Raw genomic sequence first — 26,712 nt, 5'->3', positions numbered from 1 at the left:
AAAGTAAAAATTTTTTCTTAATTCATCTTCTTAATATTTTATTAATCAAAGTGTATTAAAATAGGTGAATTTATTTTGTAAGGAATGGATATGCCCGCTCATAGACTTGATGCACCAGTAGTATTATTTAATCATAATGAATATGGTCAACGACTATTATTTAAAAATGGTATTGCTAATCCCCGCGATATTATTGGAAAAAATGGGGTTACATTTCATAATAGTTTTTCTTCATTGTTTTATAAAACAATTAAATTTCAAGCCCCAGTAGTTAGCGAGTCAGGAGAATACGAGCTACGAGAGTTTCGTATTAATCGCAATAGCTTGATTAAATATCTCGGGGAAGAGGAGCATAGAAATCTGCAAGACGCTCAGCTGGTTGCAAAGCTTAAACAACAATTATGGACTGATGGCAGTGGTGAGCAAAGACAACAGCAAATACAAGCAGGAACAGAGGGGCTTCGTCATGCAGGAAGACATAATCAGCGCTTAGTTGATAGCTGGTCCAATCGCGTTAGCGACTTTTTCAAAGGTTCTTTCCTGAGCTGGCTTTACCAAAAAACAATTGTTGGTGTGAAGTTAATTAACATACGTTTTCTTTTTGTGGGTAAAGAGGCTGGTATTTTGGAGGCAGGAGAGGTACTTGCTAAAAAACGCTTCCATGAGGCATATAAGGAAGTCCCTGCCTATAAAAATCACCTTATCCGCTTTAATGGAGTCCCTACTTCGCAAACAGAGTTTCGCCAAATTCCTGAAACTACCAAAGATAATTATATTAAGTATCAACAACATGATTCAGATACTCATTTGCAAGGAAAATATCCGTCGGCTTATAAAACAGATACCTCTACCGGTACTACGGGAAAACCTACGGAGTGGGTTCGTGGTGAGCAGGAGTTGGAAACAGTTAAAAAGTCGTTACAGTTAGCAGCTAGAATTCAGTTTGGGAAACGCCGTTTATCTTATATTAACGCCTTTGCACTTGGCCCATGGGCTACAGGTTTAACCACTTATGAGTTAATGCGTGATACGGGAAGTGTTTTTGCCACAGGTCCTGACAAAGATAAGATTCTTGATAAGTTAGTAAGCAATGCTCGTTATGAGCGCCATCAGCTGGAGCTCGCTGTTGACGCCTTTATGCTTAAACACCCTAATTTAACAGCGGATGACCAACAGCTCATCATTACTTTAATTGAAACCACCTTAAAAGCAATGCTGAAAAAGCGGACCTCAACGCTTACTGCTGAATTTGATTTGGCTGTATCTCAACTTGATGGGGAGGCACAGCGCTTAATTCGACAATATAAGTCAGAAATTAAGACAATGGCTGACACATTAAATAAAGAAAAGAATCAGGTGATTATTGCGGGTTATCCTCCATTCCTTAAAGATCTTACTGCTTATGCACAAGAAAAAGGGCATAATTTTGATGAGTTTTCCGTAATCGGTGTTGTAGGCGGGCAAGCTATTTCTGAAGCCATGCGCGATCAATTAATCAATCATGGTTTTAATCAAATTTACTCTTCTTATGGCGCTTCCGATTTAGATATTAATTTAGGTGTAGAAACGGAATACGAAATATCGGTACGTAAGGCAATTGAAACCAATCCAGGACTTGCTCATGAATTATATGGTGAAAACAAAGGCTTGCCGATGGTCTTTCATTATGATCCCATGAACTATCATGTCGAATGTGATGATGAAGATAACTTATTATTTACCTGTACCCGCAATGACCGTTCTTCTCCACGAATTCGCTATAATTTAGGTGATAAAGGTCGGGTGTATGCATCAAGCGATGTTCAGGCTCTTTTAGCTAAATACGGAATGTTTCAGCAACCGAAAACTAATCTCCCATTAATGTTCGTATGGGGCCGAGATTCAACTGTTGTATTTAATGGCGCGAATTTAGCGTTTACTGAATTAGAGCGTGCAGTGACAACGGATGAACATTTAGAACAAATCGTTTTAAAGAAAGCTTTTTATACTTATCAAGATGAAAAAGGGGCAGATCAATTAGAAATCTGGCTTGAATTAAATGATGAGGAAGAATTGCCAAATGAGATGCAACACGAGGAATATGCTCATTCTTTGCTAAATAAGCTGGTAAATCTTAACCAGGATTTTCGTTATCAGGTAGAACAGTTAGACGAAGGTACGCCATTACCCTTAGTACGTTTCTTTAAGCGTCACCAAAGCCCTATTAGTGAGGCCGGTGGTCATCGCAAGCAAGTTCTAATTTTCCAAAAAGGTGTTAATTTACCAGAAGATTATCAGTTCCCAGTTGCTGAATGCTGTGGGTACGCTCTGTTAAAATCCGACAATGTATTGCAAGCACAAGTTAGTAATTTAGGGCTCGTGCAATAATTAAACGGATATAGGGCTTACGAATCATAGTTTGCTGAAGCGTTTCATTACCGCGGCTGGAGCCGCGGTAATTTGTGCATACTATTGGGGTAAAGCAAATAGATGCAAGTAATCAGGCTACAACTACTCTAAAAGTATTTTATTATTCTTGTCCTTGAACTACCTGTTTGAGCTTCGTTAAAAATTCATCCGCAGAGACCTCACCAACCACCAGTAGCTCATCATGTTGCATGCCTTTGGCATCAAAAAATACAAAAGTTGGCGGAGCAACTACATTAAAATAATTCAATAGGGCTTTATCATTAGCACTATTCTTGGTGACATCTACTTTTAGCACTACAAATTGTTTCAGTGCCGTTTGTACTTGGGGATCTTTAAACGTTGTAGCCTCCATAACCTTACAGGCAGTACACCAATCCGCGTAAAAATCCAACATTACAGGTTTACCACGAGCGGCGATAATCTTTTGCTTGATTTGAGTTAAGGAAAGCTCTTCATGAGCTATCACTTTAGAGGGGATTGTGCTGGCCGCTTGTGAAACATTTAACGGTTGCAGGGGATTGGTTGCTCCCATGCTCGCCCCAATTAAAATAAGGATACCATAAACCAATAAAATAATACCCACACTTTGACTAAACTTTTCTTGATTATTGGAGGAGTGTGCTAAAGCCCCACAATAAATACCTGAAAAAATAAGTAAACTTGCCCACAGTGCCATACTTGCTACTGCTGGAGCAATACGTGAGATTAACAAAATGGCAACTGCGATGAAGAGAACACCAAAGAACGCTTTGATGGTATTCATCCAGCTTCCTGTTTCGGGTAACCATTTTCCAGCAGAAGTGCCGATTAAAAGAAGGGGTGTTCCCATCCCTAGTCCTAAAACCAGGAGGGTGAGGCAGCCTAAAAGAACATTTTTGCTTTGGGCTATATAGGTTAATACACCGATTAAGGGGGCGGTGACACAAGGAGACAGAATTAGGGTGGACAAACAGCCCATGATCGCGGCACCTAAATAATGCCCACCAAGTTGGCTACGGCTGGTGCTGCCAATTTTGGCCTGCCAGGAATTGGGTAATTTAAATTCATAAAATCCAAACATAGATAAGGCTAGTAGCACAAAAATGATGCTCAAGAAACCAATAGACCATGGTGATTGCATACTAATTTGCAGGTTCGAGCCTAACAGAGCAACAACGGCACCGACAACGGCATAAGTAACGGACATGCTCAGTACATAGCTTAATGAGAGAAAAAAGGCTTTACGGGTCGTAATTTCTTTGCCGTGGCCAATAATGATCCCTGATAAAACAGGTACCATCGGTAAAATACAGGGGGTAAATGATAACAGTAATCCTAAGCCATAGAAGGTGAGTAAGATCATCCCCCAGTTCTGACTTTCAAAGATTTTACTCAGTTCACCTTTGGGCTGAACAGGGGGAGCTGCCGGTGTATTTTCTGTCTCGACCAGCCTTACTTCGCTTAGTTCCTGTTTATCGTTAATAACCAGCAGAATTTTTTGCTCTTCTGGGGGATAACAAAAGCCATCATCAGAGCATCCTTGATAATTTAATTTCAGGGATGTTTTTCCAGGATTATTACCTAAAATAGCAATTGGGATGGAAACTTTATCTCGATAAACAGTGTATTTTTGCCCGTGTTTATCGGTTCTTTCCTGCGTGGGTGGAAGACGTAGAGGGCCTAGTTGCATAATGTTATTTTGCTCTGGCTCTAATTTAATACTATTGGAGTACAAGAAATGCTGTGGTTTGATCTTGAAATCAATGGTAAAGGTGTTGAGATCAACGAGCTTTACATTGACCTTAAATACTTGGACTGGAGTAAGAGGGGCCGTATATCCAATAATGGTAGTAAAACAGCAGATAAAAAAGAGCAACCATTTTTTCATTTGAGACCTTGATAACAGCAGAGCAATTTACTTCATTGTAGTTCGAATAAAGATAAAAGGTAACTCTTAAATGTTATTTCTAGATACTCAGTACCCATATAGTTCTCTTTTTTATCAGAACATCGAGGTGCTCAGCATCTCAACGAAGGTCAGGCTCTAAATCTGTATTTACTACTAAAGGCTGTAATTTGATCTCCGCCAGTTTCAAATCATCTCCATGAATTAAACTAAGGTCATAATTCATCACTAATTCAGCGATATAGAATACGCTTAACAAATGAACGAAAATGATTAACAAAATAAAACATCACCACGAGCCCTATAAATGTTTTAAGAAGATAACCTAAAAAGTAGACTTTCATAGTAGACGTAAGAGCCCTATTTTAGGCCTAGATAAATTCGGCACGATCAATGTGCTCGAACGTAAACATTACACCAATAGGTAAATATTTTCTCAAATATACAGTGGGGGACGAACGACTACGCTATCTATAAGTGGAAGTCTTCAAGCCACTGCTAAGCCAATTCACTACTCTGAATTAACCCTACACCGAGCTGTTTTAACTCAATCCGAATACGCTTAAATGCATCCTCATTCAAAGGATGAGTTGCATCCTCAATTAAGTAGCTTGCAAATCCTTCCTGCTGCGCATCCTTGATACTATAATAGACACAGATATCTGCACATAAACCACAAAAATAAAGTTTAGAGGCACCTTTCGCACGCAGATAAGCTGTTAAACCGGTACTTTTTTTATGATCATTTTCATAAAAACCACTGTAGCTATCTATCTCTGGATCCATACCTTTACGAAAAATAGCCGCAATGCGGCTGGTTTCCAATTGCGGGAAAAACTCAGCTCCCTCACTTCCCTGCACACAATGATCAGGCCAAAGAGTCTGTTCAAGCCCATGAAGTTGAATTTTTTCAAAAGGCTTTTTCCCTGGATGACGGGAAGCAAAACTTTTATGGTTTTGTGGATGCCAATCTTGAGTAGCCACAATTAAATCAAAATGATCCATTACTTGATTAATTACAGGAACAATCACATCGCCCTCGGGTACTGCTAGTGCCCCACCAGGCATGAAATCATTTTGAACGTCGAGAATGATTAATGTTTTCATTTATCCGATTGCTCATATTTTTGAATCAGTTCATCGCGTTTGGCATTCAACGCATCACTTAGGTTTATTTGATATGTTTTAGGATGTTCTATGCACTGGTACTCATCAGCTAATTGCGACAGGCGATGGTGTGAGTATTCCCTGATTTGCGTCAAGGACTTTGCCGGCATTAATGTTTTACCCTGAGCCATCGCTTTATGTAGTAGAGGTTCTTTGTGGTAACTCTGCAGAGGAGAATATAAACCATCCAAGGGTTCCTCCTGCGCCAAGGCGATCACATCAGCACCTAAAAAGAGATCATTATCAGTCATTACTCGATAAACTTGCTTTTTATAGGGAATGGTTATTTTCGCAGCATTTTCTGAAAGTTTAATGCGGGGTCGTTTATTTACTTCAACTAATTTATACACGCCATCTAAAGCCGCATCCGGCATACCAACAATTAAATTGGAGCCTATGCCAAACCCATTAATGGGTGCTTTTTGTGCACGCAACGCTTTGATACTGTGCTCGTTTAACTGGTCTGAGGCCACAATTTTAACGTAGGACATTCCTGCTTCATCCAGCATATAACGCGCTTTATGGGCTAAATAATTCAAATCGCCGCTGTCTAGGCGGATGGCCTGCAAACGCTGGCCTCGTTGCTCCATTTCTTTACCTACCAAAATAGCATTGGGAACACCACTTTCTAAAGTATTATAGGTATCAACCAGAAGTGTGGAATGCTCGGGCCAAACCTCAACGAACGCACGAAATGCTGCCAGTTCACTCTCGTAGCTTTGAATAAAGGAATGAGCTATAGTGCCTGATACCGGAATTTGATAATCACGGCCGGCACGCACATTGCTGGTCGCATCAAAACCACCAATAATCGCTGCTCGACTGGCATAATAACCACCGGGGCCTTGGGCACGACGTAAACCAAAATCAATCAAGCTACAGTCACCTGCAACGTGTCTTATGCGGCTGGCTTTCGTCGCAATAAGCGTTTGAAAATTTAATATATTTAACAGAAGGGTTTCGATTAGTTGGGCCTCAATAATATTTGCCTCAACGCGAACAATCGGTGCACTGGGAAAAACTAAGTCACCCTCAGTAACCGCATAGATAGTTCCTGTAAATTGAAAGTTTTTCAGGTAATGCAAAAATTCGGGATGGGCGCCATTTTCTTCTAAAAACTCAATGTCCGCGGCATCAAAACGAAGGTTTTCTAAGATGCTTAAGAGATCTGCTAAGCCTGCAAAAACGGCATAGCCAGAACCAAAAGGCAGCTTACGAAAAAAATAATCAAAAATAGCGTGTTGCTTGTGCTGTCCTTGCAAAAAATAAACTTGAGCCATAGTCAATTGGTAGAGGTCGGTATAACTTCCCGTAAAATCAAACATTTAACTTATACACCTTGTGACTAAAAATTCTTTTGCTCTGGATTATAAAAGAGACTTTGCCGGAAATAATAGCGAAAAATGCTAATTCATAAAAAACATTTTAAATTTTTTTCATTTTGCCCCTTGAAAGTCTGTTCCTTGTCCCCATATGTCTAGTCAGCGTCATTACTGTTTAATTAAATTCAGGAGATATATGTTATGAAAATTCGTCCTTTACACGATCGCGTAGTAGTTCGTCGTATGGAAGAAGAGCGTACTACCGCGGGTGGTATTGTTATTCCAGATAGCGCTACTGAGAAACCAATGCGTGGCGAAATTATTGCTATCGGCGCTGGAAAAGCCTTAGACAACGGTGATGTACGTGCATTAGCTGTTAAAGTTGGTGACATCGTATTATTCGGAAAATATTCTGGTACTGAAATTAAATTGGACGGTATCGAGTATGTAGTGATGCGCGAAGACGACATCATGGGTGTAATCGAGAAGTAATTGAATTGATTCATTAGGAGATAAAAGAATGGCTAAAGAATTACGTTTTGGAGACGACGCGCGTTTACAAATGCTTGCTGGTGTTAATGCATTAGCGGATGCAGTCCAAGTGACAATGGGTCCACGTGGTCGTAACGTTGTATTAGAAAAATCTTATGGTGCACCTACTGTAACTAAAGACGGTGTATCTGTTGCTAAAGAAATTGAATTTGAACATCGCTTCATGAACATGGGCGCACAAATGGTTAAAGAAGTTGCTTCTAAAACTTCTGATACTGCTGGTGATGGTACTACTACTGCTACTGTATTAGCTCGCTCAATTCTTGTTGAAGGTAACAAAGCAGTTGCTGCAGGCATGAACCCAATGGATCTGAAACGCGGTATTGATAAAGCGGTTCTAGCAGTTACTAAGCAATTACAATCTATGTCTAAGCCATGCAAAGACAACAAAGCAATCGCTCAAGTTGGTACTATTTCTGCTAACTCTGACGAAGCAATTGGTGCGATTATTGCTAGTGCTATGGAAAAAGTTGGTAAAGAAGGTGTTATTACTGTTGAAGACGGTAATGGATTAGAGAATGAATTATCAGTTGTTGAAGGTATGCAATTTGATCGTGGATACATTTCTCCATACTTCATTAACAACCAACAAAACATGAGTTGCGAATTAGAGCACCCATTCATTCTGTTAGTTGACAAGAAAATCTCTAGCATCCGTGATATGTTATCGGTGTTGGAAGGCGTTGCAAAATCTGGCCGTCCATTATTGATTATTGCTGAAGATGTTGAAGGTGAAGCTTTAGCTACTCTAGTTGTTAACAACATGCGTGGTATTGTTAAAGTATGTGCTGTTAAGGCTCCTGGTTTTGGTGACCGCCGCAAAGCAATGTTACAAGACATCGCAATTTTAACTCATGGCCAAGTTATTACTGAAGAAATTGGCAAGAGCTTAGAAGCTGCTACTTTAGAAGACTTAGGAACAGCTAAGCGCGTCGTAGTAACTAAAGAAAACTGCACGATTATTGATGGTGAAGGTAAACCTACTGAAATTAAAGCACGTATCACACAAATTCGCGCGCAAATCGAAGAAACTTCTTCTGATTACGATCGTGAAAAATTACAAGAGCGTGTTGCTAAATTATCTGGCGGTGTTGCAGTAATTAAAGTTGGTGCTGCTACTGAAGTTGAAATGAAAGAGAAGAAAGCTCGTGTTGAAGATGCTTTACACGCTACTCGTGCTGCTGTTGAAGAAGGTATTGTAGCGGGTGGTGGGGTTGCTTTAATCCGTGCTCAAAAAGCTTTAGATGCACTGAAAGGCGATAACGACGACCAAACTATGGGTATCAACATTCTACGTCGTGCAATCGAGTCTCCACTACGTCAAATCGTTACTAATGCTGGTTACGAAGCTTCTGTTGTTGTAAACAAAGTATCTGAAAATAAAGAGAACTATGGTTTCAACGCAGCTACTGGCGAGTACGGTGATATGGTTGACATGGGTATCCTGGATCCAACTAAAGTAACTCGTATGGCACTACAAAATGCTGCTTCTGTAGCTAGCTTGATGTTAACTACTGAGTGCATGGTTGCTGATCTGCCTAAGAAAGAAGAAGCCGGCGATATGGGCGGCATGGGTGGTATGGGCGGAATGGGAGGCATGGGCGGCATGATGTAAGCTGTCTACCCAAGACCCGAAAAAAACCCGCCTGATGGCGGGTTTTTTTTATCCTCACAATAATCAGCGTCAGTAAAGGGGGAGGGGATCGGTAATTATTTTTGTAAATTAAATCTCAAAATGGAGATAGTCCTGTATCAGCTTGGGGTGATGTAATAACCGACGCAATGGATTCTTCATAATAGGCTAACAAACTAATCGCAGCTCCCAACATGGTTGCTGTAATACCACCTACACTGCCAGCTAAAAGAAACGACGCACCAATCCCAACACCAATGAGAAATCCAAGTCCCATTATCTTCTCTAAAGAAGAGGCTGGCGTATTATACTCGAGAGCAACTTTTATCACGCCAACACCTAAGCCCACACTGCTGCCCAGCAATGCCCCCAAAATGATGGCAATAGGAGCTGCCAGGCCACCCATGGGGCCTGTGCCTATTATCCCTCCAGAACAGACTTGCCATGTAGGAATGGCAGCACCGATCCCGGCTCCCATAAAAGAATAAAACCCAACTCGTGCTACCGAATTAAACATAAGCCTCTTCCTAAATGAATTATTCCGTGGGGCTCCAATAGAAAATCGAAGCAAACATTATACATATCTCAGCCTATCTCAAATTTATTAAATACAGAAGGGAAGGAATTAGAGTTATCCAAGAAATGTGGATCCATCAGGAGAGGTGCGCTCTGGATTCCGCGAACCAGTCGCGGAACGTAGAGTAAGGGAGATAAGTAAAACATATTAATATAGTGTTATTGCCTCCATCTGCTATGAACAGCCAGCATGGACTATTTATTTTTAGTTAACTCTTCAGCGGCCCCATGCTTCATCACGATAATGCTGATACGACGGTTCACGGCATTTAATGGGTCTTTCTTATTAAGCGGAACGGTTGATGAAAAGCCGGTAACAGACATCACTTTATTTTCATCCATACCCGATTTAACCAGCGCGCGACGTGCGGCATTCGCTCTTTGTGTTGATAGTTCCCAGTTCGTATATTCCAGCTCATCAGGATTGTGATAGGGGTGTGAATCCGTATATCCTTGAATGGTTACCTTGTTAGGAACACCATTGAGTAGTTTGGAAATTTTCAAGAAAACCGCCTCAAACGCAGGGTTTAATTTTTCCGAACCCACATCAAACATAGGATGTTTTTGGTCATCGATTAGTTGAATACGTAAACCATCATGTACGATTTCCATTAGCATACGATCTTTTAATCCACTAAGGGCGGGATCAGTTTGAATGCTTTGGTTAATTTGTGATTTTAACTCTTCAAGTTTTTGTGTTTCATTTTGTGAGGATTGAATAATCTGGGTACTTTGTTGCTCTTTTGCCAGTTTCGCTGCAGCTTTGTCGGTAGTAGAAACTGAACCATTGGTGTCCTCAACTTTGGGGCCGCCACCTTTAATGCGAACTTGTTGGTTGCCCACGTTTTCCCCACCAAAAAAAGAGACGCGTAAGGGCTGTTTGAAGTATTCAGAAATACCGTCTTTTTGAGCCTTATTTAATGAGGCAATAAGCCACATCAATAAGAAGAATGCCATCATTGCCGTTACAAAATCCGCATAGGCAATTTTCCATGAACCCCCATGATGGCCATGCGCATGTTTTTTTACTTTCTTAATAATAATCGGAGTAGTTTTTTTATTCTTATTATTATTGTTGTTACTGTTATTTGCTTCACTCATAATTTTTCTCTAGCTTGCTGTACTGGCTGCGGCGGAGTCAGTTTGTTTTACATTCTTAATTTCATCGCTTAATTGTGAGAAGGATGGTCTTTGGGCTGAGAACAGAACTTTACGACCAAACTCAACAGCAATGAGTGGTGGGTTGTTATGCAAACTTGCTAAAATCGTCGCTTTAATCGATTGCAACATCAGCTGAGTTTGGTTGGCTCTTTGTTCCATCGCCGTAGCGATAGGGCCAATGAATCCATAACCTAACAAGATACCTAAGAAAGTCCCTACCAACGCATGGGCAATAAGCACGCCTAATTCAGATGGGGGTAAGTTAATGGACTCCATCGTATGTACCACCCCAAGAACTGCCGCTACGATACCAAACGCAGGCATGGCATCCGCTATTTTAGTAATGGTGTTTGCTGGGATTAACTCTTCGGCATGATGTGATTCAATCTCCATATCCATCAGGGCTTCTAATTGGAACGGCTGCAAGTTTGATGTAATAATTAAGCGGAAATAATCACAAATAAACTCAATGATGTGATGCTCGTTCATTAATGCAGGATAATTGGTGAAAATAGGGCTGCTTTCTGGCTCTTCAATGTCTGATTCAACCGACATCATTCCTTGCTGACGGGCTTTATTCAAGAGGTTATACAATAATCCTAATAGGCTAATATAGGTTGCCTTAGAGGTTTTTTCACTGCGAAATACTTTAGGAATCGCCTTACATAGGGCCTTGAGAACGCTCATACTATTACCTACAATAAGCGCACCTAAAGCAGCTCCTCCAATGATCAGTAATTCTATAGGTTGAAATACGGCAGCCAAATGACCGCCGCCTAAAGCAAATCCACCAAAAACACAAACTAAGACCACAACATAACCTAATAAAATTAACATTTTTATTCTATCTCCACATCACAGCCTTAACTTAAGTTTGGCTTTATCATTTTTATTTTTGCTTATTGCCCGAGGTAGTCATGCACCACTCGTCCATAGGGTAGGGTTAAATCAGTTAATAGATGAACCGCTTTTACAATTCGGCGTACTGGAAGACTTGCTACCGGGGCTAGAGCATGATGTGCTAATTCTAATTGTGCCGGTCCTTGCCATGCCCCTTTTACTACCACATCAGCCAACATAATTTCGACCAGCTCACAAATTTGTGTGCTGCCATTGACATGCGGAATGATTTTTAATAAGTAAATCGGGGTATTGAGCGCATCAGCTACTTTTTTTAGATCCAGTGCTTCATATTTATATCCCATGGTGGCCGTTGCAACACGGCAGGGGCCGTAATTAAGCGTCCCTAGGAAGGTATCACTTACGACTTCCAACTTGGGTTGAGCAAGTTTTTTGGGATATCCCCAGATTTCACGTCCAGCGGCGATTGGTGCTAAATCATCCAAATACATGGCGTGGGTATAGCTACCCATTTTTCCTTTATAACGCACCGGAATTACTTGCCCTGATTCAGTATAATCACCAAATCCAGTTGAGTCTGGCATGCGAATAAACTCAAATTGCACCAAAGGTTCTACTACCTCTAAAGGCTCAGGAACTATTTCACGGAGTAAATCCATATCGGTTTCATAGGTTACCGTCAAAAACTCCCTATTAATAAAGCGATATGGGCCGCGTGGATAGGCGGAGCTGGTCAGTGGCATGGCAAAAGCTTTTTCTTTAACATCTGATTCTTTCATTTTCGGCCTCACTTAAATAGGTGTATGGAGATACAGCTATATATACCTGGGTTATTCCATGAACCATCCATGACTAACAACCAGGGATTGGCCGGTCAAGGCATTCGTATCAAATGCAGCAAAGAATAATGCCGTTTGTGCCACGTCATCTATAGTAGTGAACTTACCATCCACAGTATCTTTTAACATGACTTTTTTAATGACGTCGTCTTCACTAATTCCTAATTCTTTAGCTTGTTCAGGAATTTGCTTTTCAACTAAAGGAGTGCGCACAAAACCGGGGCAAATGACATTGGCTCTTACATTATGAGCAGCCCCTTCTTTAGCAACCACTTTACATAGGCCCAGTAAGCCATGTTTTGCGGTAACGTAGGGCGCTTTAAGTACCGAGGCTTCTTTGGAGTGCACCGAACCCATGTAAATGATGCTACCGCCGTTGCCTGCAGCATACATATGTCGAAGTGCAGCACGGGTCGTTAAAAAGGCACCATCTAAGTGAATAGATAATAATTTTTTCCAATCGGAGTAGGGGAGTTCATCAATCGAATTAATAATTTGAATTCCGGCATTACTTACCAGAACGTCAACGCTGCCAAAGTGTTCCACTACGGCATCAACCCCTTTATTTACTTCATCTTCATCGGTGACATTCATGGCAACAGCCATTGCTTGTCCACCTTGGGATTTAATTTCTTCTGCAGCAAGGTTTGCTTGATCTAGATTAAGATCAGCAATAGCAACTTTTGCTCCTTCTTTTGCGTAAACTAACGCAATTTCCTTGCCTATACCACTGGCAGCACCTGTGATTATTGCAACCTTATTTTTTAAGCGCATGATTACAATCCTTGTAGTTTTTTCCGGTTAATCTCAAAAATTATTGAGAACAATCAAAAAATTAATCTTTTTAGAGTATAGCAACGTAAATTTGATATTGCTGTATTTCCCTATATTTTTTTTCAGGGACGAGGTAAACCTGGACTGAGAATCCAGGTTTTTAATAGTGGTAATTTAATGACTAATAATAATAACCATGACGATAATAATGGCGGTTATAGTAAGCGCGTCTGTCTTGATCCCGGCCAATAGCATTACCTACCAAGGCACCAGCACCGGCACCAATAACTGTCCCTACAGCGCTACCACCAGTTACAGCGTAACCTAAACCTGCACCTGCAGCCCCTCCGACACCTGTACCTACTTCAGTATTGGTACAACCTCCCAACATCAAGCTACCTAGGCTAATTACACATAATGATGAGACGATTTTATTCATAGTAGACTCCCTTTTTTTATTGAGGTATTTTCCTAAGCGATGTTTCACTTTGGAAGAAACAACCAATACTCTTCATTATCAATATTAGTACAAAAATATAATTATGTGATAAATAATTGCCCATAATTGATTGGTAATTAGCAGTTTTCGCGTTGGGATTTTACTCTGACCTAGGTTTTCCAGTAGTATTGGAAAATTAAAATAATAAGAAGAAGAGGACGCTATGTTCAGAGGAAGTATAGTGGCTTTAGTTACGCCAATGCAGGATGATCAAGTCGATATCCCTAGATTGCGCGAATTAGTAGAGTTTCATATTGAAATGGGAACTCATGGTATTGTTGCTGCAGGCTCTACGGGTGAGGCAGGAACTTTATCGCATGAGGAAAAACTCTTAGTTGTCAAAACAGTTATCGATCAGGCTAAAGAACGCATACCGGTCATTGCGGGCACAGCGATGAATGCAACGCGTGATTGCATCAAATTGACGCAAGAAGCGATGGAGTGTGGTGCACATGCCGCTTTAATCATGACTCCTTCATACATCAAACCAACGCAAGAAGGTTTGTATCAGCATTATTCTGCGATTGCTCAATCGGTCGCTATGCCGATTATTCTTTATAATGTCCCTGGGCGTACTGCTTGCGATTTATTACCCGAAACCGTCGCACGTCTTGCTAAGATTTCCAATATCATTGGTATTAAAGAAGCAACGGGCCAAATGACCCGTTTACAGCAAATTTTGCGACTTTCTGAAGGTCGCATTGATGTTTATAGTGGGGATGATCCTACTGCTGCTTCGTGGATGTTAGCTGGAGCTAAAGGTAATATTTCAGTAACCGCTAACGTGGCGGCTAAGTTAATGGCAAAAATGTGTGACAGTGCCTTAGATGGTGATCATGCGGCCTGTTTACGCATGCATGATCAGCTCATGCCACTGAATGAATTAATGTTTATTGAAACAAATCCTATTCCTGTAAAATGGGCTTTATATAAAATGGGGTTGATTGCTAATGAAATTAGATTGCCTCTAATTCCATTGTCTGCAGAACACCATACGGCTTTAGAACAGGTAATGAAGCGTTTAGAATTGATTTAATTGGGGAATGTTGTGAAAAAGTTGAGTTTTATTGTTTGTAGTTTATTGGTACTTACTGCCTGTTCCGGACGTTATTCAAGTAATGGAGAAAATCTATACTTAAAAAGTAGGAATGGTGTGAATTTAGTAGTACCACCCCCATTAACAAAAGAAAATATTAGTGATTTTTATAATTTACCTCCACAAAATCAGGATGCAAAAATTAGTATTGCGCCGCCGAGGTAATAAGGGGTTATCATGACATCTGAGTCGGATGAGTTACTCATAATACAAGAATTATCCAAGCGTATTGTTGATACGCAACGTAAGATCCGAATTCTTGATAGTATTAAATGGGATGAAGGGATAAAAAAGGAGTTTTTTAAACATAAAGGACAGCGACTCCCTACAGTGGATAAGGACTATTATGAAAAGAAACCACTGCCTTTTAATGTTCATGATAAACAGGAGGAGTTTCGTTTAATTTTACGAGACGCTCAAAATCAGTTAGGACAATACTCAACTGTGACGCGGTTGATTCGTCGTCAATGTGAAGAGTACAGCAGGGCATCTCAAATGCTTGCTGCACGAGGTACCCCTGCTTTTAGTGAGCTTGCCATGGAGCTTTATGGCAGCCCTAATGACGTGTTTTACGCCGGTGGGCCACGTATGTCACAGATGGGCACATTGCTGTTTGATGTGCTCTCTGATTTAAGCATACAATTGCAATCAGATGCTGATGTTAAGCACTACACGCCACAACAAGCTCAGGAAATTTTGCAAGCTCGACTAGGTGCATTTTTTGATAAGCATCCGGGACGGGTGACGGTGATGGTCAGTGATGACATGGTTGCTGATGCTTCTGCGGGTGCGGACAGTATTAAGCTAAGTCAGCAAGCGATGTTTAGCGAGCGTGATTTACGTTATTTAGAGGTGCATGAAGGCTGGGTACATGTTGGTACTACCTTGAATGGCTCCATGCAGCCTAATTGCTTTTTCCTTTCTAAGGGTTCTCCTTCCAGTAGTGTGATTCAGGAAGGGCTTGCGGTAATTACGGAAATTGTCACTTTTTCTTCCTATCCGGGACGGATGTTAAAAATCACGAATCGCGTTATTGCGTTGGATAAAGTGACCCAGGGGGCGAATTTCGTTGATATCTACCGTTATTTTATTGAGTGTGGGTTAACTCCTGATGACAGTTACAACCAAACGGTACGAATTTTCCGTGGTAGCACACCAACCGGCGGACCTTTTACTAAAGATTTATCTTATGCCAAAGGGTTTATTCTCATTTATAACTACATTCGTTTTGCAATCAGTCAGAAGCATGTGGAGTCTATTCCATTGCTTTTTACCGGCAAATTAGTTTTAGATGATCTGCCTTTATTGCGTGAATTACAAGAGCGCGATATTTTAACCAGTCCTGTTTATTTACCCTCTCCATTTAGAGATTTAGCTGCATTAAGTGCATGGATGAGTTTTTCTTTGTATTTGAATCAGTTCGACTTAAATGAAATACAAAGAAATTTCCGCTTTTTGTTAACCTAGTATTTAAAAACCGTAGCCTGGTTGCAAGCAACCAGCTACACTGAATAAGAAAAACACAAAGAATCCCGCCTTATTAAAGGCAGTCGTAATACGGCATCTGTGCCTTCATCGAGCTTCGATCTCATATAACGCTACGCTAAACGGCTACGGTGTATATTTATTAAGGCTGATAACGGTTTTGCCTCTCTAGCACCACATCAAGAGCGTTGTTCTCTGCCTTAGCAAAAAATCGATGATGAGCTGTCGCGGCATTACTAACCACTCCTGACTGTACCGTTGTATTAGTCGCTAAATGAGGATGCTCTTCTACTAACTCTTTACTGTGCTTCATAATGAAGCTATCTTGCGAGCGTTCAATTTCTACCAAAAAAGACTTAGCTTTTTGCTGATCTTCAGGTCTATTAGACTCCGCTAAAAACTTACAAGCCGCAAGCATCGCATTAGTACATCCACGCTCTGCTGATTTGAGAATCATATTTCTATGCTGGGATGACTTCTCAGGAAAAACATGAGCTAAATGATACAGAGCCAAAGGATTCTTTTTAGCTAACTCTTGCATGGATGGCAAGTACTTAACTACCTTTTGCTTCAAGTAAGGATCTTCAGGTGATTGCTGTAGTTGGTTTACCAATGCAGCAAAATCACCACTCGAAACGTATTTATTTGCCATAATCGTATACCTATTCACCACTAATATAGAGCTAGAATAGGGGATTCAAATTAAGGCAACGTTAAGTTAAAACCTCTTTACACTTTTTTTACGAATTAGGCCGGTGTTGCATTCCCTTTGTTAAATACTGAACTATAAAAAGCCCAGCCTAAATGAAAGAGCATATGCGATATAATGGAGCATACTAATCCATACTGCCAAAATACATAACCAAATATAATCGACTGCGACGCGCTAATCAGGGTATAGGAATAGATAAATTTTCGACTTGAACTACATCCCGCAGCTAAATAGGCAGGGATTTGTCCTGCGGCGAAAATTAAGCCACTCACTATAATCGACATCCAGATAATTAAATTAGTGGTGTGTTGCATAAAGATAATAGCGAAAAAAGTCGCTAAATTCATGAGCCCCCAACGGGCGATAATCTCCTCAACTACACCACCATAAAGAACACAGCCATCCACCCCTAGCGCTACTCGCAAATTATGCATTATTTGCAGGCTCTTCTCATCAATAAGGCGTTTGGCTAATACATGATAAAGGACTAAAAAAACGAACAGGCTTAACAGCGCATAACCAAGGGCAGGCAAAAGTAAAGGAAAGAGAATACTTATTCCAGCTTTGCCATGTAACAGGTCATCCAGGGGTGTTGCCCATAAACCGGTACTTTGCGAAAGAACCGCCCCGGCAAGACACAGAATAAAAACTAGAACCAATGTTTGCACAATGGCAAAACGGCCAATACGCTTTTTTAATTCCTCGGAATTTTCAGGGAGCAAAAAATAAATCAGGCGCTTAATGGCAATAAGTACGCCTGGGATTGAAAGACAGAACAAAACCGTAACTAAGGGCCAATTGATTATCATTTTTTATCCTTAAAAATGTATCTATATCTATTGTTTTAGCAAAACAGTATAAAAGAATCCATCCATATCCTGTTCTCCGGGTAATATTTGTTGTCCATGACCTGTTCCATGTCCCCAGTGCCAGTCCCCTAGAATTACTTCGCAATCAGACGTTTTAGAAACAAAATCAGCAACTTGCTTTTCATTTTCAACGGCCATTATGGAACAGGTAGCATAAACCAGCAAGCCACCTTTGGTAAGCAGAGGCCATAATGCATGCAACATACCGTGTTGGGTTTTACTCACCGCAGTAATTTCTTCGGGAGTGCGTAACAGTTTGATGTCTGAATGACGACGTATTACTCCAGTCGCAGAGCAGGGAGCATCTAATAATATGCGATCGAACAATTGACCATCCCACCAAGCAGTTGGTGTTGACGCATCACCTTGCAGTAAGGTTGCATTCAGTTTAAGGCGATTTAAATTTTCTTTTACTCGCTCTAATCGTTTCGCATCAACATCTAAAGCAACACAAGCCGCTAAATCGGGCTGCATCTCAAGAATATGACAGGTTTTGCCTCCAGGTGCACAACAGGCGTCCAGCACCCGTAACCCAGGCTCTAAAGATAATAATGATGCAGCTAATTGCGCCGCTCCATCTTGTACGGAAATACTGCCCTCGGCAAAGCCAGGAAGCTGGCGTACATCACAAGGCTCATTAAGTGTAATGCCTTCTGAAGCAACAGCGTGCGCTTGAGCCCCAATGCCAGCCTTTTCCAAGCTTTGCAGGTATGCTTCGCGCGAGTTTTTTTGCACATTAACGCGTAAGGTCATCGGTGGATGCTGGTCATTTGCTTGAGCAATTGCTTGCCAATATTCCGGCCAGTCTGTTTTAAGACGTTTTAACAGCCATTCGGGTTGCCCATAAATAAATAAGGGATCCTTTTGCAGTTTTTCTAATAACTCATGTTGTTGGCGACAGAAATTACGTAACACCGCATTAACCAAACCTTTAGCCCAGGGCTTCTTTATTTTTTCTAATAGGGCCACGGTCTCTTTAACTACGGCGTAGTCAGGTTGGTTCATGTAATGCAGTTGATACAGACCAATTAATAAGGCAATCCAAATCTCAATTTCTTTCGGTTTCTTCGCAACTAAGCAATTGGTTATGGCTTGCAAGCGATAATAATGGCGGCAGAAACCAAAACAGATTTCTTTGGTCATGGGAGAGACTTCTGCAGCAGAGGGCATAAGTTGTGATAAAGAAGACTTATCAACCAATAGCGTAGTTAAAATTTTTAAAGCATGCAGCCGTTCGTTTTTATTCATGAATAATGATTCACAGACGTAGATGAATTAATAGCTCCTCTGAGCTTAAGACTCAGAGGAGAAGACTAAACCGACGTGTAACGGTGATTTAGAAGAATTTAAGCAATCCGCAACGCTAATCACTTTACCGCTGGGGAGTTGTATTTTTTCAACAAGCAAACCTTGATTAGCGGTGGCAACCAGCATACCTTTTTTATCGAGGTGAACCACGGTACCTGGAGCATGGACTAAATCCACATCAACAACTTGGGCTTGATGAATGCGTAATACTTCTTCATTTAAAAAGGTATACGCAACAGGCCAGGGATTAAAAGCACGGATTTGGCAATTAATTTCTTTTGCACTGCGTTGCCAATTAATCAATGCATCTTCTTTATTAATTTTTCCGGCATAGGTCGCTAAAGAACCATCTTGTACTTCCGGTTTCGCTGTATTATTGGCTAGCTCTTCAATGGTTTTCAGTAAAGGCTGTGCAGAAATCGCCGCTAATTTATCATGCAAGTTTGTTGCGGTATCGGTATTTGTGATGGTACAACTCACTTTACGCAGCATGTCTCCGGTATCCATTCCTACATCCATTTGCATAATGGTTACTCCAGACTCAGAGTCACCATGTAAAATAGCATGTTGAATTGGAGACGCTCCACGCCAGTGGGGGAGTAATGATGCATGCACGTTAACACACCCTAAACGTGGAATTTCCAATACCGCTTTAGGCAGAATTAAACCATAGGCAATAACAATCAACAAATCAGGTTTTAATGCAGCTAATTCGGCAATGGCTTCCGGACTTTTAAAATTAAGCGGTTGATAAACAGGTATATTGTGCGCTAAAGCCCATTCTTTCACCGCAGATGCTTGCAATTTACGCCCACGGCCCGCCGGGCGGTCCGGTTGGGTGTAAATTGCTTGGATCTCATGTGTTGATTGAGCTAATGCGTCAAGACAAGGTAAACCAAAAGCTGGGGTCCCAGCGAATACAATCTTTAAACTCATGATTTACGTGCATTGTGGCGTTTGAATTTATCTAGTTTTTTCCGTGCCATCGCTTTTTTGAGCGGGGACAAAAGATCGATAAATAATTTACCATTCATATGATCAATTTCATGCTGCAAACATTCTGCAAGCAAACCATCTGCTTGGATTTCAAAAGGCTTGCCGTGGCGGTCTAGCGCCCTCACCGTAACTTTTTCCGCACGAATCACGGTATCATAAGCGCCTGGAACAGACAGACACCCTTCATCGAATTTCTTTTCGCCTTCAGAAGCAATAATTTCTGGATTGATAATAACGATTTGATTCTTTTTATCGCCTTCCACATCGATTACAGACAGGCGCAGACCAATACCAATTTGTACGGCAGCCAGTCCTACTCCACGTGCATCATACATTGTGTCAAACATGTCTTCGATGAGCGTTTGCAATGTGTCATCAAAGGTGACGACAGGTTTTGAGGCCTCTCTCAAACATGGATCGGGCAAATAACGGATTTTGTGAATAGCCATTGTTAATCTGGTTCTCTGTGTAAAATTTGTGATATTATCCTTGATCTAGCGTAATGCTGCAAGATCCAACAATGCACAAAGGACTGACCTTAATGAATAACTTATCCTATTTTCTTGCGTTAAACCGTATGGAGAAAGTAGGTCCGCGTACCGTAGCTAAATTGTATAAACGGTGGCCAGACTTACACCAAATGTTCCAACTCTCTGCTGTAGAACTTGAAAAAGCTGATTTACCACCATTATTAGCTCAAAAAATTGCCAGTTTTGATATGGAACAGATCAAAGCTGATTTGCTTTGGCTTAATGCAGCGGAAGATCGTTACTTATTAACTTGGGAGTCTCCAGAATATCCCGCTTTGTTAAAAGAAATCTCTGATCCACCCATCGTTTTATATGCTCAGGGACAATTATCTGCCTTTTTACAACCGCAATTGGCCATTATTGGTAGCCGTAATCCATCGATAACTGGGATTGATAATTCTTATGCTTTTGCCAAAGCAATTGCTGCGCAAGGTGTTACCATTATAAGTGGCTTGGCTTTAGGAATTGATGCCCAGGCTCATTCCGGATGTTTGGATGCCGGAGGACAAACAATTGCGGTCATGGGGACTGGAATTGACTGTATTTATCCCCGTCGTCATGTCAAACTTGCAGAGCAAATTATGCAAAAGGGCTTGATTTTAAGTGAATTTCCATTAAAAAGTCCTCCAACCTCTGGACATTTTCCGCGCAGAAATCGTATAATAAGTGGCTTGTCATTGTGCACATTGGTTGTCGAGGCTGCAATTCGTAGTGGATCTTTGATTACTGCACGCATGGCGTTAGAGCAAAATAGGGATGTTTTGGCAATACCTGGATCCATACATAATCCGTTGGCTCGTGGTTGTCATTATTTGCTGCAACAGGGCGCAAAATTGGTTACTTCAGTTACTGATGTGTTTGATGAACTCAGAATAGAGCCACAACACATTATAGAGAAACCTATTTTTCCTCTTGCCAGTGAGAATGAAAACCTAGTAAAGTTCATTGGCTTCGAAATGACTACTGTCGATCAGATCATTTTGCGTAGTGGGTACACCGTTGAGCAAGTGATGTCCGAACTTGCAGAACTAGAATTAAAAGGGGCTGTTAGTGCAGTACCCGGAGGCTATATGAGGTGTGAGTATGAAAGATAACTTATTTGAAATGTTGCTGAATCTATTTGAAACCAGTTTATCGCAGCTGCAAAAAAACCAAAAGTCCGCAGATGCTGAAGCAGCAGAGCAAATGAATGAAGAGGACATTGCTGATGAGCAAGTAGTTCATGTTCGACCCCAGCAACAAACGTCAACTCGAGTATTTACTTATGATGAACAAATGAAGTTGACTAAAGCAAGTTATCAATTTCTGATGCGTATGAAATTATGGGGTGTGATTAACGCAGAATCATTTGAAACGATTATCAACCAATTACAGTTTTCTGATTCACGCATAGTGACTTTGGAAGAAACTAAATGGACGATTAAAAATGTATTATCTGCAAATTTAAATGAAGAAGAATTAACCTTCCTTGATTTAGTACTTTATCAAACAGAAGAAGAATTAACATTGCATTAGTTCTGATCATCAGCTATAACACCACAAATACCGTTGCCCGGTTCGTATACTGGGCATATATCCAAAATATTCCAAAATATGATGCTTGATTTTTTACAGACGCAAAAAGTAAATTGGTAGAAATAGCTTTTTTGAATATCTTGAATATATTATTACTATTTGAATAATCTATCGAAAAGGGAAAGGTTACTTTACTATGAGTAAACACTTGGTGATCGTGGAGTCACCCGCTAAAGCTAAAACAATTCAAAAGTATTTGGGCAATGACTACGAAGTTCTTGCCTCCTATGGCCATGTCCGTGATTTACCCGCCCGTAAAGGTTCTGTGAACCCTGACCAGCAATTTTCCATGACTTATGTCCCACTGGAAAAGAATGCTCGGCATATTGAAACTATTGCTAAGACCTTAAAAAAATCAGACTCCTTATTACTCGCAACCGACCCTGATCGCGAAGGCGAAGCCATTTCCTGGCATATTTTCGAGTTGATGAAAGAAAAGAACTTAATTAAGGACAAACAAGTCCATCGTATTTTCTTCAATGAAATTACCAAGGCGGCTGTTGAAGAGGCAATCAACAATCCACGTGCTATTTCTATGGATTTGGTGAATGCACAGCAAGCACGTCGTGCTTTAGATTATTTAGTGGGTTTCAACTTGTCGCCTCTTTTATGGAAAAAAGTGCGTAGAGGATTGTCCGCTGGACGGGTGCAAAGTCCCGCACTGCGACTTATTGTTGAACGAGAAGAAGAAATTGAACGTTTTGTTTCTCAAGAATACTGGAAGATCTTGGCGGAGTGTCTGCATGAAAAACTTCCTTTCGAAGCGCGTTTAACCCATTATAAAAATGAAAAGCTGCAACAATTTACGGTAGTTAACCAAGAGAATGCACACCAGATTCGTGAGGATTTGATCAAGCAAGCTCAGGGTTCTTTAACTGTAACTCAAATTGAGAAGAAGCAACGTAAACGCAAACCTTCTCCTCCATTTATCACCTCAACCTTACAACAGGAAGCTGCACGTAAATTAGGATTTACTGCACGTAAATCGATGATGGTTGCACAGCAATTGTATGAGGGTATTGATATTGGTACCGGTACCGTGGGTTTGATCTCATATATGCGTACTGACTCAGTAAACTTAGCTGTTGAAGCGGTGGATGAAATACGTCACTACATCGGTGAACGTTACGGTGCTGATAATTGTCCAGCAACTCCGCGACTTTATAAAACCAAATCGAAAAATGCCCAAGAGGCACATGAAGCAATTCGTCCTACGTCAATCAAACGCAGCCCAGAAATGGTGCAGTCGGCTTTGACCGCAGATCAATTTAAACTCTACAGTTTAATTTGGAAGCGTACTATTGCTTGTCAAATGGCTGATGCCTTAATGGATACCGTTGCGGTTGATTTAAGTTGTGGCGAAGGCAATGTATTCAGAGCCAATGGTTCTACCGTTACCTTCCCGGGCTTCCTGGCGGTGTATGAAGAGGGGCGTGATGATTCCAAAGATGATGAAAATGATGGTTCTTTATTACCTGTACTTGCTGTGGGCGAAAAAGTAAACATTAAAGACATCCAGGCAAATCAACATTTCACCGAGCCGCCACCAAGATATTCTGAAGCAACTATAGTAAAAGCACTTGAAGAGTATGATATTGGCCGTCCTTCTACGTATGCTTCGATTATTCATACCTTACAACAACGAGAATATGTAATTGTTGATAAAAAGAGATTCTTCCCAACGGATGTTGGTCGTATTGTGAATCGTTTTTTAACGGGGTACTTTACTCGTTATGTAGATTACACATTTACTGCGCATTTAGAAGATACCTTAGATGCCATTGCTCGGGGTGAGAAAGAGTGGATTCCGGTACTAGAAGAGTTCTGGCAGCCGTTCTTGAAACAAATTCAAACTACGGATGAACAAGTACAACGCAAAGACGTAACTACGGAAGTACTTGAAGATAAATGCCCTAAATGCTCCAAGCCGTTATCAATAAGACTTGGAAAGCGCGGACGTTTTATTGGTTGTACAGGTTATCCTGAATGTGATTATACACAAGATCTTGCTGGACAAGAAAATGAAAAGAATGAGCCAGAAGTAGTTGATGGTCGCGTATGTCCAGTATGTTCGAGTGCCTTACACATTAAAGCGGGCAAATATGGTCGTTTTATAGGCTGCAGTAACTACCCCCAATGCAAGCACATGGAACCTTTAGAAAAACCCGCGGACACTGGGGTTGAATGTCCTAAATGCCATGAAGCAAAAATATTGCAACGTAAATCAAGAAAAGGAAAAATTTTCTATTCTTGTGGTAATTACCCTAAATGCGACTATGCATTATGGAATGAACCCATTGCACAACCTTGCCCGAAGTGTTCATGGCCTATATTAACCGTGAAAGAAAGTAAACGATTCGGCCGCCAAATCCTATGTCCACAAGAGGGATGCGGTTATTCAAGTAAGGAAGAGTAAAATCGAGGGGAGGGAACCCTTAAGCAATTTAGCTTCTCAATTACCGTGGTTTGACCACGGTATCCATAAAATGCTCAATTAAAGGATGACTCAAAAGAAATAGATGCATGTCTTTTTACCACGGAGTCAAAGAAGCAAAATTTGAGAAAATCCTGCATAGTTGGTGCGGGGTAATTTGATTCTTCGCCTTAATAGTAAGCGCCAGTAGCTCCACGCCCCACAAACTAAATCAACTATCTTAATAGTTTCTTAAGCATTTTAAGCTAATATTTTCGTCAATGTGAGATAAATAAAGGAAACCTATGCCAGTGATTGTTCCCGTAAGAGAAGACGAAGCGATTCAATACACACCTGGTCAGGCAAAATACTACAAGCTAAAACCCCATTATGATTCGCAACTTATTGAGGCTACGGAACCAACTTACCAAGAAATAAGCTTCGAACCTGAAGAGCCAGTTATCTTACGTGCAGAAACAATACATCATTGCCATACAGTTATAATTAAAGATCACACCTATAATAATTACTTCATGTTGCATGTTTCACCACAATCATTACGAAAGCCCTACGATGCAAAAAAGACATCACTAACTATTGATTTGGGATATTTTGGCATATTTGGCAGTGAAGACACCTTATTCACTAGCTTAAGAAAACCAGCTTATATTGATCTTGACCCTAGTTATTACAAAGACAACAAGCTTGGTACCCACGAAGATTCTCAATTAGATGTAATTATTGTAGTGAATAGCCAACATTGGAGTGAGCATCTCGTTCATACAGATATTCTAAAAGTGTTAAAAGAAAGAATTAAGGGCACAGTTAATAATACTAATATTATAGTCAATCAAGCATTAGAACATGCTTACTATTATAATGTTGAATTTAATCCCCGAACGGAAGAGCTAAGCGTATGCTCAAGAAACGGTTGGTACAGTGAGCCATATGGGAATGCATTTACCAACAATCAGCATTCCTTGATTACTCAACAATTACCAAAAGTAAGGCAGTTGGAGCTTAGAGCATCGGTATTGGCCTTCTTATCTAAAGTAAACACTACTTATGATTTTCTATTTAATATGCTTGCTAGCGACATTACCATCGATCAATTAGTTATAGACCCACCCACGAAAATGGTTTTATTTCGTAAACGGAATAACGAGATGCTTAGTGCTTTAATTAGTGAACTCGAAACATTGCTACAACAAGCAACTACGCCAGTATTAGATTTGGAGAGTCCACTATTATATAAAGTCTACCAATGCTTGGGTTTATTATATGCAACCTTAGAAAGCCATGAGCGTACCGCATTCTATTTTGCATTGGTAAGTGATTACGCAGGGAATATGCATCGAGCGGAATACGATGACGATAAAGCTACCTATAGTATTTTTTGCGGAGCAGCTTTTGAAGCGATGGGCAATCTTCAACAAGCATATACCTATTATAAATACACATACTACGAAAAGTCTTTCGATGAACCCTATAGTATTGATGAGATTGACGCCAAAATAAGATTAGCACGTGTCGCTGCACAAATAAGTGGCAAAGAATCGGAAGCTTTGGAGTATGCTGTGATTGCAAAGCGAGCTCTTCGTACATTAAACGATGAAGTACGCAAAGAGGAATCACCCGAGCAAGAAGAACTTCTCGGTATGTTGGATAAAAGATTCACTACATGCCAAATACTTATTGATACTTTAGAAAGTTATTTGCAGGGACATTATGGAAATCATCCTCTATTGCAAATGGAATATGAGGAGCGTTTTACGCCAATAGCGAAGCTGTAACCCCTGTTTTTGGCCAGTGTTTTTCCTTATTGAAATGAAAAAATACAGAGAATCATTAATTTTAGCTTTTTTTGAGAAAAGTGTTTGACAATATTCGCAAAGTGCGTAGAATGGTCGGTCCAAGCTGCGGATGTTCATTAAAAACTTAGAAGACAAACTGTGTGGGCACTTTGAAATAACTTGAGTGCTTGTGACTAGATAGAAGAAGTAAAGATACGTTAGTGAGAACTGACGACAGGAATTGAACTGAAGAGTTT

24 protein-coding genes are annotated in these 26,712 nt (G+C 40.6%); 10 read left to right on the top strand and 14 right to left on the bottom strand.

What is annotated here, in order from left to right:
- Window positions 1-90 precede the first annotated feature (90 nt).
- On the top strand, window positions 91-2,367 hold the full coding sequence (locus ACD661_RS14485; protein ID WP_400188585.1) for a phenylacetate--CoA ligase family protein: 2,277 nt from the start codon (window positions 91-93) through the stop codon (window positions 2,365-2,367).
- Window positions 2,368-2,509: 142 nt separating this feature from the next.
- Here the strand turns inward: ACD661_RS14485 and dsbD are convergent, their stop codons facing one another.
- The 3 genes from dsbD to ACD661_RS14470 form a co-directional block, all read right to left on the bottom strand.
- The gene (gene dsbD / locus ACD661_RS14480) at window positions 2,510-4,276 is read right to left on the bottom strand and encodes a protein-disulfide reductase DsbD (protein ID WP_400188584.1); all 1,767 of its coding nucleotides are present in this window, start codon (window positions 4,274-4,276) and stop codon (window positions 2,510-2,512) included.
- A 516-nt stretch (window positions 4,277-4,792) separates the two neighbouring features.
- On the bottom strand, window positions 4,793-5,401 hold the full coding sequence (gene pncA, locus ACD661_RS14475) for a bifunctional nicotinamidase/pyrazinamidase (protein ID WP_400188583.1): 609 nt from the start codon (window positions 5,399-5,401) through the stop codon (window positions 4,793-4,795).
- Window positions 5,398-6,786 carry a nicotinate phosphoribosyltransferase gene (locus ACD661_RS14470; RefSeq protein ID WP_400188582.1) on the bottom strand — a complete coding sequence of 463 codons (1,389 nt, stop codon included), beginning with the start codon at window positions 6,784-6,786 and terminating at the stop codon, window positions 5,398-5,400. Before ACD661_RS14470 ends, pncA begins: the two co-directional genes overlap by 4 nt.
- A 198-nt stretch (window positions 6,787-6,984) precedes the next feature.
- Here ACD661_RS14470 and groES point away from each other — a divergent pair, with 198 nt between their 5' ends.
- Together groES and groL are read left to right on the top strand one after the other, a co-directional pair.
- The gene (gene groES, locus ACD661_RS14465; RefSeq protein ID WP_400188581.1) at window positions 6,985-7,275 is read left to right on the top strand and encodes a co-chaperone GroES; all 291 of its coding nucleotides are present in this window, start codon (window positions 6,985-6,987) and stop codon (window positions 7,273-7,275) included.
- Window positions 7,276-7,303: 28 nt separating this feature from the next.
- Entirely contained in the window at window positions 7,304-8,950 is a 1,647-nt protein-coding gene (gene groL / locus ACD661_RS14460; protein ID WP_400188580.1) for a chaperonin GroEL, read from the top strand.
- 115 nt (window positions 8,951-9,065) lie between these two features.
- Here groL and ACD661_RS14455 read toward each other — a convergent pair whose 3' ends face one another.
- From ACD661_RS14455 to ACD661_RS14430, 6 genes are all read right to left on the bottom strand, one after another.
- A complete protein-coding gene (locus tag ACD661_RS14455) occupies window positions 9,066-9,485 on the bottom strand; it encodes a hypothetical protein (protein ID WP_400188579.1) in 420 nt (139 codons plus the stop codon).
- A gap of 254 nt (window positions 9,486-9,739) precedes the next feature.
- The gene (motB, locus tag ACD661_RS14450; RefSeq protein ID WP_400188578.1) at window positions 9,740-10,645 is read right to left on the bottom strand and encodes a flagellar motor protein MotB; all 906 of its coding nucleotides are present in this window, start codon (window positions 10,643-10,645) and stop codon (window positions 9,740-9,742) included.
- Window positions 10,646-10,654: 9 nt separating this feature from the next.
- Window positions 10,655-11,542: a flagellar motor stator protein MotA gene (motA, locus tag ACD661_RS14445; RefSeq protein WP_400188577.1), complete on the bottom strand. Its 888-nt coding sequence runs from the start codon at window positions 11,540-11,542 to the stop codon at window positions 10,655-10,657.
- 62 nt (window positions 11,543-11,604) lie between these two features.
- A complete protein-coding gene (locus tag ACD661_RS14440; protein ID WP_400188576.1) occupies window positions 11,605-12,345 on the bottom strand; it encodes an acetoacetate decarboxylase in 741 nt (246 codons plus the stop codon).
- 51 nt (window positions 12,346-12,396) lie between these two features.
- Window positions 12,397-13,179, bottom strand: coding sequence for a 3-hydroxybutyrate dehydrogenase (locus tag ACD661_RS14435; protein WP_400188575.1), 783 nt, complete (start codon window positions 13,177-13,179; stop codon window positions 12,397-12,399).
- 181 nt (window positions 13,180-13,360) lie between these two features.
- Window positions 13,361-13,618, bottom strand: coding sequence for a glycine zipper domain-containing protein (locus tag ACD661_RS14430; protein ID WP_400188574.1), 258 nt, complete (start codon window positions 13,616-13,618; stop codon window positions 13,361-13,363).
- A 223-nt stretch (window positions 13,619-13,841) separates the two neighbouring features.
- Here ACD661_RS14430 and dapA point away from each other — a divergent pair, with 223 nt between their 5' ends.
- Genes dapA through ACD661_RS14415 form a run of 3 tightly spaced genes read left to right on the top strand, consistent with a single transcriptional unit; the run spans window position 13,842 to window position 16,241 of the window.
- A complete protein-coding gene (dapA, locus tag ACD661_RS14425) occupies window positions 13,842-14,714 on the top strand; it encodes a 4-hydroxy-tetrahydrodipicolinate synthase (protein WP_400188573.1) in 873 nt (290 codons plus the stop codon).
- 12 nt (window positions 14,715-14,726) lie between these two features.
- On the top strand, window positions 14,727-14,939 hold the full coding sequence (locus ACD661_RS14420; RefSeq protein ID WP_400188572.1) for a hypothetical protein: 213 nt from the start codon (window positions 14,727-14,729) through the stop codon (window positions 14,937-14,939).
- 9 nt (window positions 14,940-14,948) lie between these two features.
- Window positions 14,949-16,241, top strand: a complete 1,293-nt coding sequence (locus ACD661_RS14415) for a flavohemoglobin expression-modulating QEGLA motif protein (protein WP_400188672.1) — start codon at window positions 14,949-14,951, stop codon at window positions 16,239-16,241.
- Between the two features lie 160 nt (window positions 16,242-16,401).
- Here ACD661_RS14415 and ACD661_RS14410 read toward each other — a convergent pair whose 3' ends face one another.
- The 5 genes from ACD661_RS14410 to def all read right to left on the bottom strand — a co-directional run bounded on the left by ACD661_RS14410 (window position 16,402) and on the right by def (window position 20,593).
- On the bottom strand, window positions 16,402-16,911 hold the full coding sequence (locus ACD661_RS14410; RefSeq protein ID WP_400188571.1) for a hypothetical protein: 510 nt from the start codon (window positions 16,909-16,911) through the stop codon (window positions 16,402-16,404).
- A gap of 95 nt (window positions 16,912-17,006) precedes the next feature.
- Window positions 17,007-17,780, bottom strand: coding sequence for a CPBP family intramembrane glutamate endopeptidase (locus ACD661_RS14405; RefSeq protein ID WP_400188570.1), 774 nt, complete (start codon window positions 17,778-17,780; stop codon window positions 17,007-17,009).
- 27 nt (window positions 17,781-17,807) lie between these two features.
- Entirely contained in the window at window positions 17,808-19,088 is a 1,281-nt protein-coding gene (rsmB, locus tag ACD661_RS14400; RefSeq protein WP_400188569.1) for a 16S rRNA (cytosine(967)-C(5))-methyltransferase RsmB, read from the bottom strand.
- A 45-nt stretch (window positions 19,089-19,133) separates the two neighbouring features.
- Window positions 19,134-20,084, bottom strand: a complete 951-nt coding sequence (fmt, locus tag ACD661_RS14395; protein WP_400188568.1) for a methionyl-tRNA formyltransferase — start codon at window positions 20,082-20,084, stop codon at window positions 19,134-19,136.
- Window positions 20,081-20,593 (bottom strand): peptide deformylase, encoded by a 513-nt coding sequence (def, locus tag ACD661_RS14390; protein WP_400188567.1) that lies wholly within the window; start codon window positions 20,591-20,593, stop codon window positions 20,081-20,083. The genes fmt and def overlap by 4 nt, the downstream gene beginning before the upstream one ends.
- A gap of 92 nt (window positions 20,594-20,685) precedes the next feature.
- On the opposite strand from def, the gene dprA reads away from it, so the two are divergent.
- The 4 genes from dprA to ACD661_RS14370 all read left to right on the top strand — a co-directional run bounded on the left by dprA (window position 20,686) and on the right by ACD661_RS14370 (window position 26,455).
- Window positions 20,686-21,768, top strand: a complete 1,083-nt coding sequence (dprA, locus tag ACD661_RS14385; RefSeq protein WP_400188671.1) for a DNA-processing protein DprA — start codon at window positions 20,686-20,688, stop codon at window positions 21,766-21,768.
- Window positions 21,758-22,189, top strand: a complete 432-nt coding sequence (locus ACD661_RS14380) for a DUF494 family protein (protein ID WP_400188566.1) — start codon at window positions 21,758-21,760, stop codon at window positions 22,187-22,189. The genes dprA and ACD661_RS14380 overlap by 11 nt, the downstream gene beginning before the upstream one ends.
- Before the next feature lie 196 nt (window positions 22,190-22,385).
- Window positions 22,386-24,665 carry a type I DNA topoisomerase gene (gene topA, locus ACD661_RS14375; protein ID WP_400188565.1) on the top strand — a complete coding sequence of 760 codons (2,280 nt, stop codon included), beginning with the start codon at window positions 22,386-22,388 and terminating at the stop codon, window positions 24,663-24,665.
- A 302-nt stretch (window positions 24,666-24,967) separates the two neighbouring features.
- Window positions 24,968-26,455 carry a hypothetical protein gene (locus ACD661_RS14370; RefSeq protein WP_400188564.1) on the top strand — a complete coding sequence of 496 codons (1,488 nt, stop codon included), beginning with the start codon at window positions 24,968-24,970 and terminating at the stop codon, window positions 26,453-26,455.
- Window positions 26,456-26,712 lie beyond the last annotated feature (257 nt).

This window comes from Legionella lytica (assembly GCF_044626755.1).
Lineage (GTDB): Bacteria > Pseudomonadota > Gammaproteobacteria > Legionellales > Legionellaceae > Legionella > Legionella lytica_A.
This window is presented reverse-complemented; position numbering and strand designations above follow the sequence as displayed.